This is a genomic window from Kitasatospora sp. NPDC059146, from assembly GCF_042786665.1.
Taxonomy (GTDB): Bacteria; Actinomycetota; Actinomycetes; order Streptomycetales; family Streptomycetaceae; genus Kitasatospora.
In genome coordinates this window covers 23,492-37,589 of sequence record NZ_JBHZCY010000092.1, presented here as the reverse complement: position 1 = coordinate 37,589, position 14,098 = coordinate 23,492, and the positions used below count along the sequence as shown (strand labels likewise).

At 74.4% G+C, this 14,098-nt stretch carries 12 protein-coding genes, 1 tRNA gene and 2 pseudogenes; 4 read left to right on the top strand and 11 right to left on the bottom strand.

Annotation, left to right across the window (positions count from 1 at the left end; genetic code table 11):
* Positions 1-95: 95 nt before the first annotated feature.
* The 5 genes and pseudogenes from ACFXPX_RS30825 to ACFXPX_RS30805 all read right to left on the bottom strand — a co-directional run bounded on the left by ACFXPX_RS30825 (position 96) and on the right by ACFXPX_RS30805 (position 4,456).
* Positions 96-1,232, bottom strand: coding sequence for an LPXTG cell wall anchor domain-containing protein (locus tag ACFXPX_RS30825; RefSeq protein ID WP_380644153.1), 1,137 nt, complete (start codon positions 1,230-1,232; stop codon positions 96-98).
* Between the two features lie 361 nt (positions 1,233-1,593).
* Entirely contained in the window at positions 1,594-2,172 is a 579-nt protein-coding gene (locus tag ACFXPX_RS30820) for a flavodoxin family protein (RefSeq protein ID WP_380396416.1), read from the bottom strand.
* 94 nt (positions 2,173-2,266) lie between these two features.
* Positions 2,267-3,217: pseudogene (locus tag ACFXPX_RS30815) on the bottom strand (NAD(P)-dependent oxidoreductase); the annotation flags it as partial.
* A gap of 61 nt (positions 3,218-3,278) precedes the next feature.
* Entirely contained in the window at positions 3,279-3,701 is a 423-nt protein-coding gene (locus ACFXPX_RS30810) for a hypothetical protein (RefSeq protein WP_375882681.1), read from the bottom strand.
* Positions 3,702-3,895: 194 nt separating this feature from the next.
* Complete coding sequence (locus ACFXPX_RS30805; RefSeq protein ID WP_375882684.1) at positions 3,896-4,456, bottom strand: heme-binding protein; 561 nt, start codon at positions 4,454-4,456, stop codon at positions 3,896-3,898.
* A gap of 355 nt (positions 4,457-4,811) precedes the next feature.
* On the opposite strand from ACFXPX_RS30805, the gene ACFXPX_RS30800 reads away from it, so the two are divergent.
* Entirely contained in the window at positions 4,812-6,044 is a 1,233-nt protein-coding gene (locus tag ACFXPX_RS30800; RefSeq protein WP_380644152.1) for a sensor histidine kinase, read from the top strand.
* The gene (locus ACFXPX_RS30795; protein ID WP_380523385.1) at positions 6,041-6,712 is read left to right on the top strand and encodes a response regulator; all 672 of its coding nucleotides are present in this window, start codon (positions 6,041-6,043) and stop codon (positions 6,710-6,712) included. The genes ACFXPX_RS30800 and ACFXPX_RS30795 overlap by 4 nt, the downstream gene beginning before the upstream one ends.
* A 459-nt stretch (positions 6,713-7,171) precedes the next feature.
* Here the strand turns inward: ACFXPX_RS30795 and ACFXPX_RS30790 are convergent, their stop codons facing one another.
* From ACFXPX_RS30790 to ACFXPX_RS30780, 3 genes are all read right to left on the bottom strand, one after another.
* Entirely contained in the window at positions 7,172-7,753 is a 582-nt protein-coding gene (locus ACFXPX_RS30790) for a hypothetical protein (RefSeq protein WP_380644151.1), read from the bottom strand.
* Between the two features lie 110 nt (positions 7,754-7,863).
* Positions 7,864-8,988 (bottom strand): RICIN domain-containing protein, encoded by a 1,125-nt coding sequence (locus tag ACFXPX_RS30785; RefSeq protein WP_380644150.1) that lies wholly within the window; start codon positions 8,986-8,988, stop codon positions 7,864-7,866.
* A gap of 352 nt (positions 8,989-9,340) precedes the next feature.
* A tRNA-Gly gene (locus tag ACFXPX_RS30780) sits at positions 9,341-9,414 on the bottom strand.
* 263 nt (positions 9,415-9,677) lie between these two features.
* On the opposite strand from ACFXPX_RS30780, the gene ACFXPX_RS30775 reads away from it, so the two are divergent.
* Positions 9,678-9,914: a hypothetical protein gene (locus ACFXPX_RS30775; RefSeq protein WP_375882694.1), complete on the top strand. Its 237-nt coding sequence runs from the start codon at positions 9,678-9,680 to the stop codon at positions 9,912-9,914.
* A gap of 70 nt (positions 9,915-9,984) precedes the next feature.
* Positions 9,985-10,560 (top strand): dCTP deaminase, encoded by a 576-nt coding sequence (gene dcd / locus ACFXPX_RS30770; RefSeq protein WP_375882696.1) that lies wholly within the window; start codon positions 9,985-9,987, stop codon positions 10,558-10,560.
* Positions 10,561-10,687: 127 nt separating this feature from the next.
* Here dcd and ACFXPX_RS30765 read toward each other — a convergent pair whose 3' ends face one another.
* The 3 genes and pseudogenes from ACFXPX_RS30765 to ACFXPX_RS30755 all read right to left on the bottom strand — a co-directional run.
* On the bottom strand, positions 10,688-11,578 hold the full coding sequence (locus ACFXPX_RS30765; protein WP_380644149.1) for a metal-dependent hydrolase: 891 nt from the start codon (positions 11,576-11,578) through the stop codon (positions 10,688-10,690).
* Between the two features lie 132 nt (positions 11,579-11,710).
* The gene (locus tag ACFXPX_RS30760) at positions 11,711-12,745 is read right to left on the bottom strand and encodes a Yip1 family protein (protein ID WP_380644148.1); all 1,035 of its coding nucleotides are present in this window, start codon (positions 12,743-12,745) and stop codon (positions 11,711-11,713) included.
* Between the two features lie 213 nt (positions 12,746-12,958).
* A pseudogene (locus tag ACFXPX_RS30755) lies at positions 12,959-14,023 on the bottom strand (sugar phosphate nucleotidyltransferase); the annotation flags it as partial.
* Positions 14,024-14,098: the final 75 nt, after the last annotated feature.

Below are 14,098 nucleotides of genomic sequence, written 5' to 3'. Positions count from 1 at the left end.
CGGCGGGGGACGGGGGGCCCGCCCCCGGCGGCGGCCGGGCGGCACGGGGTCGATCGAGCGGGAGCCGCTCCGGGCGGGCCCGGGTCGGCCCCGGATCAGCCCTGCTGGCCGGCCTTGCGGCGGCGGAGCACCACGAGGGTGCCGACACCGGCGACCAGGACGGCGCCACCGGCGGCCGCGATCATGGTGGTGTCGTCACCGCCACCGGTGGTGGCGAGGGTCTTGCCGGCGTCGGCGGCGGCCGTCTTGGCCGTGGTGACGACGGCCGGGGTGATCTTCGGCGGGGTGACCTTCGGCACGTCCACCGGGAAGTCGATCGGCTGCTGCACGTCGGTGCTGCTGGCGGTCGGGGCCGGGGTGGCCGGCGCGCCGGAGTCGGTCGGGGAGGCCGACGGCGAGGCGGTGCCGGTGGCCGGGGTGGTCGGCGCCGGAGTGGTCGGCGCCGGAGTGGTCGGGGCCGGGGTGGTCGGCGCCGGGGTGGTCGGCGCCGTGGTGGGGGTCCCCGTGGTCGTGGCCGAGGGCGACGCGCTGGTGGTCGGGGTCGGCTTGCCGGTCTTGGTGGGCGTGGGGGTCGGGGTGGGCTTGCCGCCGCCACCGGCCTTGATGGTGAAGCCGGCGCCCTTGATGCCGTCGCAGCTGAAGTGGCCGTTGTCGGACTCGTCGTCGGCGTTGGCCGAGAAGACCACCGGGACGACGCCGGCCTTGCCCAGCGGGGTGTCCTTGGTGAAGGAGACCCGGACGTCGATGTCGATCCGCTTGCCGGGGGCGAGGTAGAGCAGCGCGTCGTCGGCGGGGCCGCCGTCGTTCACGCCGCCGAGCAGGATCAGCACGGCGCTGTCGTCGCCGTCGCCGCCACCGGGCGCGATCGAGCCGGTCCGCCAGGTGCCGCCGCCGGGCAGGCCGGCCGGCAGCTGGTACTCGACCTTGAGGTCCTTGGCCTTGAGCGAGCCGGCCTTGTTCTTGAACTTCAGGAGCGGGAAGGCGACGAAGTCGTTCTTCGCCGAGTTCTGGATCCGGTAGGAGAAGACGCGGGCGTCACCGCCGGCGACGAAGGTGTCCGGGACGCCCCGCACCGAGAGGTCGAGGTTCTGGTGGTTCGCCTGCGCGGCCTGAGCGGCGGCGGACGGGGTGCCGGTGGAGCCGACGGCCATGGCGCCCTGGGCGCCGGTGAGCACCAGCGAGGACGTGAGCGCGGCGACGCCGGCCAGGGCAAGACTGCGACGTATGGACAAGGAGACCTCACGGAAGTGTCCGGGCGAGGCCCGGGCGCGAGGGGGCGGCTGTGGATGCCGCCACTCCCCCGCGAAGCTGAAATTCCGACGGAGAGTACCGAACGATTCGGCCACTTCGGAAGGCGGGTGCCCGGTTCCGTTCCACGACCGGGCCCGGGGCGCCCGAATCGCCCAACTCCGTCCGACGGTAGGGCTTTTGCACCTCGGCAAAGGACGACCGCAAAGTGACGGGTACACGCCCGCGAAGACGGTATCGCACGGGCCCGGGTGGCTTGAATCCATCGGTCCGCGCAGAGGCGGCCCGGACTGCCCCGGGCCGCCTCCGGCCGTCTCCGGCCGCCTCCAGCCGTCTCCGGTCGGATCAGCCCGCGAAGAAGGACTTGGCCGCGATCAGCGCCCGCTCGTCGCGCAGGACGTCCCCCGGCTTGGTCCCGTTGCCGATCAGCGCGCCGCCCCAGCGCATCCCCATGTACTCGGCAGTCAGCTTGAGGGTGCCGATCAGCGGCTCGGCGTGCTCCTCCGTCCCGGCCAGCACGGTGACGTCCCACAGGGTGCCCCCGCGCATGCCGTCCCGGAAGGCCAGCCCGGGCACCCGGAACCAGGCCGACCAGTAGTCGAGGTAGAGCTTGGCGCTGGTCGGCATCGTGTACCAGTACAGCGGCGCGACGAGGACCAGGTCGGTGGCCGCCAAGGTGGCCTCCAACAGCGTCCGTTCGTGCCCGACCGGCTCCGGGTAGCGGCCGTCACCGGTGTGCCGGAGGTCCTGGAAGGGCGGCAGCGGGTGCTCGTCGAGCCGCAGCCACTGCTGCTCGGCGCCCTCGGGCAGGCTCGACTCGGCGGCCAGCCGGGCGAGTTGCTGAGTGTTCCCGCCGACGCGCGAGCTCGCGTCCAGGAACAGGAAACGGCGCGGCGCCCCGGCGTCGGACGGCTGGTCGGTCATCGGTACTCCCCCTGTCAGGTGCTGTGGACACCCGAGCGAGCACCGGCGGACCGCCGGGTATTCCGCAGCCCCGGCCAGGGGTTCCGGCGGCCGGTCAGGCCGGCAGCCCGGCCCGGCGGCGGGCGACCTCGGCGACGGCCGCCCAGTCCTTCTCGCCGTCGCCGTGCGCCAGCGCGTCCAGGAAGGCGTCCCGCAGGATGCCGCCGAAGGGCAGCGGGACGTGCCGCGCGGCCCCGGCCTCCAGGGCCAGGCCGACGTCCTTGAGACCGAGCGGCAGCCGGAACCCGGCCGGCTCGTAGCGGCGCTCGGCCACCATCGAGCCGTAGCCGGAGTAGACCGGCCCGGGGAAGAGCGTGCTGCTGAGCATCTCGACCAGGTCGGTGGGCCGGACCCCGTGGGCCTCGGCCAGGCTGCACGCCTCGGCCATCGACTCGATCGCGCAGGCCAGCAGGAAGTTGGTGCTGATCTTGGCGGTGTTGGCCTGCCCGGGGCGGTCGCCGAAGTGCCAGCTGCGCTCGCCCATCGCGGCGAACAGGGGCTCGGCCCGGTCCAGCAGTTCGGGTGCGCCCGCGACCAGGATGTTGAGCTTCCCCGCCGCCGCGACCGGCGGCCGGCCCAGGACGGGCGCGGCCACGTAGCCGATGCCGTGCCCGGCGTGCAGTTCCTCGGCCCGCTCGGCCAGTGCGAGCGAGACGGTGGCCATGTTGACGTGCAGGGTCGCCTTCGCGCCCGCCAGCAGCCCCGGGTCGAGCAGCAGCCCTTCGACCGCCTGGTCGTTGGCCAGCATCGAGACCACCGTGTCGGCGGCGAACACCTCGGCGAGCGAGCCGGCCGCCTCGGCGCCCAGGGCCACCAGGGCGGCCACCGGCTCGGGCGAGCGGTTCCAGACCCGTACGGAGTGGCCGGCGCGCAGCAGGCTGCCGGCCATGCCCTGCCCCATCGCGCCCAGCCCCACGAAACCGACCGTCGCCCCGCTCATCCGCGCACTCCGTCCGCCGCCGTCACCCGTACGTTGGTCCGTCCGGGAGCGACTGTACGTCAGGGGAGTCCGGCGGGCCGGGGATGTCCAGGACTCCCCGGACGGGCGGGCCGCCCCGGCCGGGCGGCTACGCGACCCGGGCCGGGCGGCGGAGGCGGCCGGCCGAGGCGCCGCGCTCCAGCTCGGCGACCACGCGGTGGCGCAGCAGCTCGTACTGGGCCTGGAGCCGACCGGGGCGGGCCGGGCGGGCGACCGGGCGGCCGGGGCCGACCAGCTCGTTCGGGTCGAACTGCTCCCGGGTGAGGTCGATCTCGAAGCCGGTGGCGAAGCGGTTCCACCAGTGGAGGTCCGTCCGGACCCCGTCGACGTGGACCTCGCCCATCATCAGCTCGCCGCCGAGCAGGTCGTGCACCACCATGGCCGTCACCCCGCACTGGCCGCGGGCGGGATTGTCGGGACGCCAGCGGGCCTGGTCCTCGGGCGCGCAGGTGTCGACACCCCAGGAGGAGCGGATCGCACGTTCGATGTCGTTGAGGGTCCACGCCGTCATACCGGGAAGCCTGCCACGCGGCACTGACAACGACACCGGCTTTTCAAAGGGTCACCGCCTGTTCTGCGGCGACCCTCCCCTTGTTCACCCGAACGAGTCCGCCGCGGGCCGTCGCCCGGGAGCACGGCGGGTGCCGGGTACGGGAGTTCGCCCGGCCGGCCGGCCCCGGCGGCGGGCCGACCGGGCGGGGCGGGTCACTTCGCCAGGGCGGCCACGCCGGCCTGCGCGAACTGCTCGTCCAGGTCGCCGCTGGGCGCGCCCGCGACACCGATGCCGGCGACCGGAGCGCCCTTGGACTGCACCGGGGCGCCGCCCGCCAGGAACAGCGTGCCGGGGATGTCCTTGAGGTTCGGGGCCTGGGCCAGGCGCTTGGCCAGCTCCGAGGTCGGGGCGTTCCAGGAGACCGCCGTGAAGGCCTTGCGCTCGGCCGACTCCGGGGCCTGCGGGCCGGCGCCGTCGCCCTTGAGCAGCACGCGGGTGACGCCGTCCCGGTCGACCACGGCGACGGAGACGTGCTGGCCGGCCTTGGTCGCCGCGTCCAGGGCGGCCTGGGCGGCGCGGGTGGCGGCGTCGACGGTCAGGCCGGTGCTCTGGGCGAGGTTCCTGTTCTGGGCGTCGGCCTTCACCGCGGCCGGGGAGGCCGGGGTCTCGGTGGTCTCGGCGCTGGCCGAGACGGCGCCGACGCCGGCGGCGGCGAGCGCGGCGACGGCGGCGGTGCCGGTCAGCACCCGGGTGCGCACGGAGGTCTTCTTCATGGTCCAGCTCCTCAACGGGACGGCGGGTCCGCGGGGTCCGCGGCGGGTCCGGGGCCGGGCGGCGGGGGGACCGCCCGGCTCTGCTCCGATCCTCCGGCCGGATCCGGGTGCGCGGCATCGACGGTCCGGCGCGACCGTCCGGGCATGATGGGGGACGCCGACGTCAACCGATCGGCTGATGCGGGACCGGGCCGGACGGGTCAGCATCGAGGGATCGGCGCAGGTCGGTGCAGCGGGCGCCGGCTCGTACCACTCCACCCGCCCTGCCCCGCCCGACACTGCTCGAGCGTCGGCCCGCCTCCCCGTGGGTCGTCGGCCGAGCCCCGTCCGGAGCCCGTAGCGCCAGGAGCCCCCCGTGCAGCAGCCCCACCCGTCCGCCGGTCCGCCCCCCGGCGGGCGCGACGCCGGTGACCCGGACGCCGGACGGCTGGCGCTGCTGCTGGACTCCGCCTTCCTGCTGCTGCTCGCCGCCGCGCTCAGCCGCTACCTCACCCACCACGCCGACAGCCCCCGGATCCCCTGGGTGATCGGGCTGAGCGCCGCCCTGGCCGTCGCCCAGCCGGCCGCCTCCTGGCTCGACCACCGCCGCCCGACCCCGCCGGGCCGGCCGCGCCGGTGGACGCTGGCGCTGCTGGTCGCGCTCTGGGTGGTGCTGGTGCTGCTCGCGCCGAGCTTCGCCTGGTGCGCCGTCCCGCTGATCTACACCGGGCTGCGGGCGCTGCCCGCGAAGGCGGCGATCCCGCTGGTGGCGGCCCTGACGCTGCTGGTGGTGAGCGCCGAGGTCCGGCTGCCCGGCACGGCGGACGCCACCCTCGTCCTGCTGCCGCCCGCGGTGGCCGCGCTGGCCACCGGGGTGTTCCTGTTCATGGCCCGGCAGGCCGCCCGGCAGCGCGCGCTGATCGCCGACCTGGTCCGTACCCGGCGCGAACTCGCCGCCACCGAACGGCGCGAGGGCACGCTCGCGGAGCGCGAGCGGCTGGCGATGGAGATCCACGACACCCTGGCGCAGGGCCTGTCCAGCCAGCAGATGCTGCTGCAGGCCGCCGACCGCACCTGGGACGCCGACCCGGCGACCGCCCGCACCCACGTCCGCACCGCCGCCGAGGTGGCCGCCCGCAACCTCGCCGAGGCCCGCCGCTTCGTCCACGACCTCGCCCCGGCCGAGCTCGCCGACGGCGGCACCCTGGACCGCGCGCTGCGGGCGCTCGCCGAACGGGAGTCCGCCGAGAGCGGGCTGCCGGTCCGCTTCCACCTGGACGGCACGCCCGTCCCGCTGCCGGCGGCCGTGCAGTCCGCGCTGCTGCGGATCGCCCAGGGCGCGCTGGCCAACGTCCGGGAGCACGCCGGGGCCTCGACGGCCGCGATCACCCTGTCCTTCCTGGGTGACCAGGCCGTGCTGGACGTCGCCGACGACGGCCGGGGCTTCGATCCGACGGCGGGCGGGTACCGCGCGACCGGCGGCACCCGCGGGTACGGCCTGCCGGCCATGCGCGCCCGGCTGCGGCAGCTGGGTGGCACGCTGACCGTGGAGAGCACCCCCGGCGAGGGCACCGTCGTCTCCGCCGCGATCCCCCTGGAGCACCGATGAACGCAGCGCGCACCCCGTCGAGCGACGCGCCGGACGCCGGTTCCGCCGCCGTCCGGCTGCTGGTCTGCGACGACCACGCGGTGGTCCGGGCCGGCCTGCTGGCGCTGCTCGCCAGCGCGGGCGACATCGAGGTGGTCGGCGAGGCGAGCACCGGGGAGGAGGCCGTCGCGCTGGCGGCCGCACTGGCCCCGCAGGTCGTGCTGATGGACCTCCAGCTCGGCGAGGGCATCGACGGCGTGGAGGCCACCCGGCGGATCACCGCCGCCCCGGGCGGGCCGCACGTCCTGGTCCTCACCACGTACGACACCGACGCCGACATCACCCGGGCCATCGCGGCCGGCGCCACCGGCTACCTGTTGAAGGCCGAGCGGCCGGAGGAGCTGTTCGCCGCCGTCCACGCGGCCGCCCGGGGCCGGACGGTGCTCTCCCCGCCGGTCGCCTCCCGGGTGATGGCGCAGATGCGGGCGCCCTCGCCGCAGCTCACCGAGCGCGAGCAGGACATCCTCGAACAGCTGGCGCAGGGGCTGGGAAACCGGGAGATCGCCCGGGCGCTGTTCATCAGCGAGGCGACGGTGAAGACCCATCTCGGCCGGATCTACGACAAGTTGGGCGTGGACACCCGGGCGGGCGCGGTGGCGGTGGCCAAGGAGCGCCGGCTGCTGCGCTGACCGCCCCGGCTCTCCGGAGCCCGCTCCTCCGCTGCGCTGGGCACTCGCGCGATGTCACTCCGTGCTGTCATGATGCATGGAATGTCGGGTTCCGGGCCGCGCGCTGCGCGCGCCCGGGAGCGTGCGGCCCGGCCGCCCACCACCCCGGCGAGGTCACAACTGCCTGGTGGGACGCCCATCACACCGGCCCGACCACATCGCCACGATTGTGGATTTTTCGTGGATCCCACTATTGACAAACCAACCACGCGGTTTGTTAGCGTGAGAGCACGACGTCCCCGGGGGGTGGGGACTCGCCGGGTCTGTGCGGACGCTCTCGCCGGAGGGTGGTGCAGGGGGGAACGGCGAGGCTGCCGGGGTGTCGGGGGGAGCGGCAGCGCCGAAGCCGCGCGACGTGGCGGCGTGGAGCGGGTCCGGGGGGACTCGCTCCACGCCTCCCCCGTAACCCGCCCCCGCCCGTCACACCAGTGCGCTCCAGTACGCGCAGTGCACGTAGGGCAGCGGAGCCGGATCGGGCTCACCCGCTCCCGGCAACTCGGGCACCCGCTCCGAGCGGGCCACCCCGAGCTGGCTCGCGGTCACTCGGATCTCACCGAACTCGCCGAAGCACAGCACCAGTTGAGAACCCTCCCGAGTCGTCGCGGCGACCCCGGGCCGGTCCCGTCCGGCGTTCAGCGAGGTGATCGTCCACCCCCGCCGCCGCCATTGCCGCTCCACCGCACCCGCCAACTCCGCCCGCCGGCCCGGGGACACGACGGTCAACAGGTCCCGCCCGCGGGTCACGTACCAGAGCACCTCGGCCCCACGCCGCCCGGGCGCCGCCAACCGCACCCCCGCCCGCGGCACCGCCTCCTGCCACACCGGCACCGGCCGGAGGGCCTCCACGGTCTCCCGCAGCAGCTTCTCGCACCATTCCCCGGCGTCGAGTTGATCGACCGTCACATCCGGGGCCAACACCGGCCACCAGTCCGGCACGGCCACCGCGCCGGCGCGGAACCCGTCCGGGCACCCCAGGTTCAGCTCGGCACCACCTGACTGCACAGGGCCCTCCGTACTCCCCCCGGCGTTCAACCCGGGCAGGCATTCCATCACTCCTTGGACGGCCCCCGGGCACGGACAGTTCCCCGCCCCGGGCCCCACCGGATCCGGGGTCAGCCCTTCGCGTCGTCCGCCCAGGTGATGTCCATCTGGTCGATGAAGTAGCGGCCGTCGAAGCAGAGGAAGACCTTGGACGTGGTGTCGTTGTCCGCGATCCAGGTCTTGTTCCACTGCACGACGGTGCCGGCGCCGTCGCGCTTGGGGAAGTAGAGGCCCTCGCGGCGCTCCGGCTGGTTGTAGAAGCCGTGCCCGTTGGGCAGCCGGTACGGCGTCCGGAAGATGGCGTCGCTGCCACCGATGCGGTCGAAGAGGGCGGCGGGGAAGTTGGTGCGGGCGACGAGCTTCGGCGGGACGTAGTGGACGTCCACCTCCCCGGAGTCCACGTAGCGGGCGGGCTCCCCCTTCAACCGGTGGAAGGCCCTGCGTACGGCACCCGCCGTGTCGTAGCTGTCCGTGAAGGTCACGAGACTCCCCTCCCGCCCCTCCTGGTACCAGTCGCCCTGGGAGTACTGGTCGAAGTCGAAGGTCTCGATGCGGGTGCCCGGGGTGAGGAGGTCGCCGGGGACCTCCCGGAAGCTGGTCTCGTCGAAGATCTGCTCGATGGTCCGCACGCGCTTCTCGTAGCGGCGGGCCGGCACCCGGACCCGGCCCGTCCCCACCGGGAGGTCGGTGGCCTTCGGCACCGGAGCCGGTGCGGGCTTCGGCGGTGCGAGGGGCGCGGGCGCCCAGGCGGTGCAGGACCGGTCCTCGGCCCCGGCGCCCTTCTCCAGGACCAGCGGTCCGCCGGGCCGCTCGGCAGCCGGTTCGGCCAGGCCGAGGAGGCAGTTGGAGGAGTCGTGCACGGCCATCAGCCGACCGGTGTCGCGCTGGACGAAGGCCCGCCAGGCCTGCCGCCAGTACGAGGAGTCGCTGCCCGTGTCGGGGAACTTGGGCCGCAGGGTGACCGCGGCGCCCCGGCTCGATTCCTCGGCGGTCAGGTACAGGCCGGTGGCGACGTGCCGGATCCGGTGGTTGAGCACCCGGAACCGCTCGGCCACCCACTGCTCACCGTCACCGCCGGCCTCGGGCGCGAGCACCACGGCAGTGCCCTCCGGGCTCCCCGCCGGAGCACCGGCCACCAGGCCGGGAATGCGGTGCAGTCGCAGCACGAACGTCTCGGTGGGCCAGTCGACCAACATCGTGAACACCCTCTCTGGCAATAGAACATGACATCACGTCATAGAGATGATCACTTGATCGGACGACACTGCGCCAGAGGGCCCCGGACAGGCAAGGACAACCGACACGGCGGGGCTCGGGCATCCCCGACCGCGCCTTCCACCTCACGGCCCCCGCAACCGGCGGAAGCTCGCCGCCGAAGCCACCTCCGCCGACCTCGCCGAGAACGAGAACCGCTACGGCGCCGGGACCGAACTGGACGCCGTCAACGACGCCCGGAAGGCCGTCGGCGCCCTCCGAGGCCCGCCCCCGCCCCTCGGCGGTGCCCGGACAACGCAAAAGCCCCAGGTCGCTGACCTGGGGCTTTACTGCTGGAGCGGGCGACGAGAATCGAACTCGCGCTCTAAGCTTGGGAAGCTCATGTTCTACCATTAAACTACGCCCGCCTGATGAGCCGTCAGAGACTGCTCATTCCAGTGTCACTGTACCCCATCCGCGACAGTGGTCGCACGGCCGGCCCCGGGCCGTGGCGGAGCCCGGTGGGGGCGGGCGGGGAGCGTACTGTTTGGGCCGCGTGCGAGTGCCCCGGTGGGTGTGGGGTCGGGGCGGCGAGCCATGGTGTTGAATGTCCGGAACATCCCCTAATGTGACGCTGTCCCGGGGCCAGGCCGCCGGGGCGCGATGAGTACGGGTGAGTACTGGGTTAGGGATGGGAAGGGGATCGATGGAGCAGCGCACCGTCGTTCGTTGTGCCGAGGGGCACCTGTTCAGCACCACCACGTTCCCGATGCAGAACCTCGGTCCCGGGCGGCTCGGGCCCGGGCGGTTGATCCGCTGTCCGCAGTGCGGACGGCTGCGGAACTCGGTGCCGGCCGACGTACGGGAGCTGTCGACGGCCCAACTGGCTCGGGCGATGCGGCTGGAGGCCGCTGAGTTCCTGGCCTGACGGCCGACGGGAGGACACGGGGCCCCGGACGGATTCGTCCGGGGCCCCGTCGTGCACGTAACCTCGAAGCGTGCTGCTCTCTGACAAGGACATCCGGACCGAAATCGACCTGGGCCGGGTCGCCCTCGACCCGTTCGACCCGTCGATGATCCAGCCGTCGAGCATCGACGTGCGCCTCGACCGCTTCTTCCGCGTGTTCGAGAACCACAAGTACCCGCACATCGACCCCTCCGAGGAGCAGCCGGACCTGACCCGGCTGGTCGAGCCGGACGGCGACGAGGCGTTCATCCTGCACCCCGGCGAGTTCGTGCTGGCCTCGACGTACGAGGTCATCACGCTGCCCGACGACGTGGCCTCCCGGCTGGAGGGCAAGTCGAGCCTGGGCCGGCTGGGCCTGCTCACCCACTCCACGGCGGGCTTCATCGACCCGGGTTTCAGCGGTCACGTGACGCTGGAGCTGTCGAACGTCGCGACGCTGCCGATCAAGCTCTACCCGGGGATGAAGATCGGGCAGCTGTGCCTGTTCCGGCTCTCCTCGCCGTCCGAGCACCCGTACGGCTCCGCGCGCTACGGCTCGCGCTACCAGGGGCAGCGCGGCCCGACGCCGTCCCGCTCGTACCTGAACTTCCACCGCAGCGAGGTCTGACCGCGCCGCGGCAGAGCGCACGCACGACGGGCGGCCACCCCCTCGGCCCGGGGGTGGCCGCCCGTGGCGTTTCCGGACGGCTGCGGCGCCGGACAACCAGCAGAGCCGGACAGCCGCCCGAGCGGTGTCAGGCCCGCTTCGGGCTGGTGACGGCGACCAGCTCGGCGCCGTCCTCGGACAGCCGCAGCTCGGTGCGCAGCTCGGCGAGCTCGCCGAGGTGGTGCAGGTGGGTGCCGCCGCAGAAGATCTGCGCGCCGCCCTCGGGCAGCTCGCAGTGCCACTGGCGGCGGGCGGTCAGCTCGGGGCCGGGGACGTCGATCCGGACCGGGGCGTCGGCCGCGACCCAGGCGGCGAGCCGGGCGTTGACGGCCTCGGTGAGGGCGGGCAGGGCGTCGGCGAGGGCGGGGAACTCCTCGGTGGCGTCGAGCGTGAAGCCCTTCTTCTTGAGCGACTTGCCGAGCCGGTAGGTGTCGGTGCTGGCCTGGGTGTCCATCACCGAGCTCGCCATGGCGAGGCTGTCGAAGTCGGGGCTGCCGAAGGCGTCGGAGCGGCCCGGGTCCTTGCGCCAGCGCGGGGCGAGCGCGGCGTTCAGGGCGAGGGCGAGCAGGTGGCAGCCGCTGTGCGAGGCGCTCAGGGCGGCCCGGCGCTCGGTGTCGACGGCGAGCGCGGCGGTACGGCCGACGAGGTCGCCGGGGTCGGTGGCGAGGACGTGCAGGACCAGCCAGGACCACTCCTCGTCCCCGCGCTTGACCGGGATCTCGGCGCCGACCAGCGGAGCGCCGCCGTCCGGGCCGACCGCGCCGGTGAGGCAGTCCACCACGGCCAGCTCGGTGCCGTCGACGGTGAGGGTGCCGTGGTCGGCCGGCTGGTCGGGCCAGGTGTGGTCGAGCGGGTGGAACGGGGTCGCCGTGGTCACCACCGCGTACCGGCCGTCCGCCAGCGGGTGCACCGCCAGCACCGGGGACTCCCCGGTCACCGCCCCGGCCGGGAAGCTGACGTGGGTGGTGGGGAGGGTCATGGCTGGCTCCGCTGGTGGTCGACGAACGAGGGTGGGCGGGCCCGGGCCTTCCGGCCGGACCCGCCCACCATTTTGCCTGTCGGCCCCGCGCCGGCGGCAGGGACCTTGATCACGCCGGCCGCTGCCGCCCGGTCACCCGAGCGTCGGCAGCTTGATCAGCACCAGCAGCGCGAGCAGCTGCAGCGCCGCCGCGGCCGCCGCCTTGCCCCAGGGCAGGTCGTGCACCCGCCGGACCATGGTGGTCAGCAGGTACGCGCAGAGCATCCAGGTCGCCCAGCCGACCACCTGCACCACCGCACTGCCCGAGGGCAGCACCAGGTCGAGCAGCAGCCGGGGCGCGTCGGTCAGCCAGCCGATCAGCGCGGCCAGGCCGACCGTCGACTTCCACGGGCCGTCGCCGCCGAGCTGGCGGGCCAGCGCGTAGGTGACCGCGCCGAAGACGGCACCGGCCACCGTGAAGCCGATGGCGGCGGCGAGCAGGCCGGTCAGCGCCACCGAGAAGGTCGAGTTGACGATGTCGTCGTGGGTCAGCCCGATGCCGAGCACCGCGAGCACGCCGTACAGCAGCGAGACGCTGAGGGCGGGCAGCCAGACCTGGTGGTCGCGGGTGCGGTCGAAGATCGCGGTCGGGGTCCGGAAGATGCCGACGAGCAGTTCGCGCCACTGCGGCCGGGGCCCGCTGACGTGCGGGGCGGACTGGCCGCCGGCGCGGTAGACGGTGACGTTGTCCTGGCCGTACGGGGGCTGCTGCTCCTGGGCGTACGGCGGCTGCTGCCCGTAGCCGCCGCCGTCGTAGCCGTACTGGCCCTGGCCGTGGCCCTGGCCGTAGGGCGGCTGCTGCTGCCCGTACGGGGCGCCGCCCCGGTACGGGTCGCCGGCCGTCGGGAAGGCCCGGGTGCTGCCCGGCCGGTCGGCCGCGTACGGGTCGTACCCGTCGCCGACCGTGGACCCGGGACCGCCCGCGCCGCCGCCCGGGGTGCCCGGAGTCCCCGGGGTGCCCGGCCCGCCGGGCGCTGCCGTCGGGTGCGCGGCCGTGAAGTACTCCGGCCCGTCCACGGGGCCGTCCGCCCGCCCGTACCCCCCGGGCGCCCCCGGCGGCGGAGGCGCCGACCATCCGCCGTGCGGACGGTCGGCGCCCTGACCGCTGTCGTATCGATTACCAGCCACGCTCCGAAGGTACCCGTCCGGCCCAGTGCGCGTCCGCCCCGGACGGAGCCGGGGCCGGTTTGCAGCGAGCCTGAGACGAACGGGTCCGAAAGTCGTCCGGCGAGGACGCCCGGGGCCGCTGCGGAGCCGTCAGCGCTGGGCGGTGACCGACGGCCCGTGCACCGAGACGGCCGCGGCCGTGCCGGCCGGGCAGCCGCCCGGGCCGGCCGTGGTGCGGACGGCGCCGACCGGCAGCAGGGTGCCGCAGGCGATCCGGATGCCGTTGGGCAGCTCGTTGTCGGACTCGACGATCGCGCCGTCGCCGATCACCGCGCCGTCCAGGGCCGAGCGGTCGCCGACCGTGGCGTAGGCGCCCACGATCGAGTCCTTGACCAGGGTGTCCGGGCCGATCACGGCGCCGGGCAGGATCACGCTGCCCTCGACGATCGCGCCGGCCTCGACCACCGCGTCCGCGGAGACCACGGTGCCGCCGCTGAGCACCGCGCCCGGGTGGACGGTGGCGCCGGGCAGCAGCAGGGCGTCACCGGTGGGGCCGGGGACGGCCGGGGAGTCGACCTTGCCGAGCACCAGGTCGGCCGAGCCGCGGACGAACGCGGCCGGGGTGCCGAGGTCCAGCCAGTACGAGGTGTCGACGACACCGCGCAGCAGGGCGCCGGTGGCCAGCAGCTCGGGGAAGGTCTCGCGCTCGACGGAGACCTCGCGGCCGGCCGGGATGCGGTCGATGACGGAGCGGGTGAAGACGTAGCAGCCGGCGTTGATCTGGTCGGTGACGATCTGCTCCGGCGTCTCCGGCTTCTCCAGGAACTCCAGCACCCGCCCGTTCGCGTCGGTCGGGACGAGGCCGAAGGCCCGCGGGTCCTCCACCCGGGTGAGGTGCAGGGTGACGTCGGCCCCGGCGGCCACGTGGCCGTCGCGCAGGGCGGCGATGTCGAGGCCGGAGAGGATGTCGCCGTTGAAGACCAGGACCGGCTCGTCCGGGCCGCAGGTCAGCCCGGAGGCGGCGTTGCGGATGGCCCCGCCGGTGCCCAGCGGCTCGCGCTCGGTCAGGTAGACCAGCTCGATCCCGTACGGGGTGCCGTCCTGGAAGTGGTCCTCGAACACCTCGGCCAGGTAGGAGGTGGCCAGCACCACCCGGGTGACCCCGGCGGCGGCGGCACGGGCCAGCTGGTGGGCGATGAAGGGGACGCCCGCCACGGGCAGCATCGGCTTGGGGGTGTGGGTGGTCAGCGGACGCAGTCGCGTGCCCTTACCACCGACGAGCATGATCGCCTCGGTCATGGTCTGCGCTGTTCCCCTTGTGCTCTCCGCGGCCCGGCCCGGCGGGCCGATACCTCCGTCAGTGGTCCGAACCCG

Coding starts and splice junctions, on each gene's coding strand:
- ACFXPX_RS30820 (WP_380396416.1), bottom strand. CDS start 2,172: ATGACCGACCAGCCGTCCGACGCCGGGGCGCCGCGCCGTTTCCTGTTC.
- ACFXPX_RS30810 (WP_375882681.1), bottom strand. CDS start 3,701: ATGACGGCGTGGACCCTCAACGACATCGAACGTGCGATCCGCTCCTCC.
- ACFXPX_RS30805 (WP_375882684.1), bottom strand. CDS start 4,456: ATGAAGAAGACCTCCGTGCGCACCCGGGTGCTGACCGGCACCGCCGCC.
- ACFXPX_RS30795 (WP_380523385.1), top strand. CDS start 6,041: ATGAACGCAGCGCGCACCCCGTCGAGCGACGCGCCGGACGCCGGTTCC.
- ACFXPX_RS30785 (WP_380644150.1), bottom strand. CDS start 8,988: ATGTTGGTCGACTGGCCCACCGAGACGTTCGTGCTGCGACTGCACCGC.
- ACFXPX_RS30775 (WP_375882694.1), top strand. CDS start 9,678: ATGGGAAGGGGATCGATGGAGCAGCGCACCGTCGTTCGTTGTGCCGAG.
- ACFXPX_RS30765 (WP_380644149.1), bottom strand. CDS start 11,578: ATGACCCTCCCCACCACCCACGTCAGCTTCCCGGCCGGGGCGGTGACC.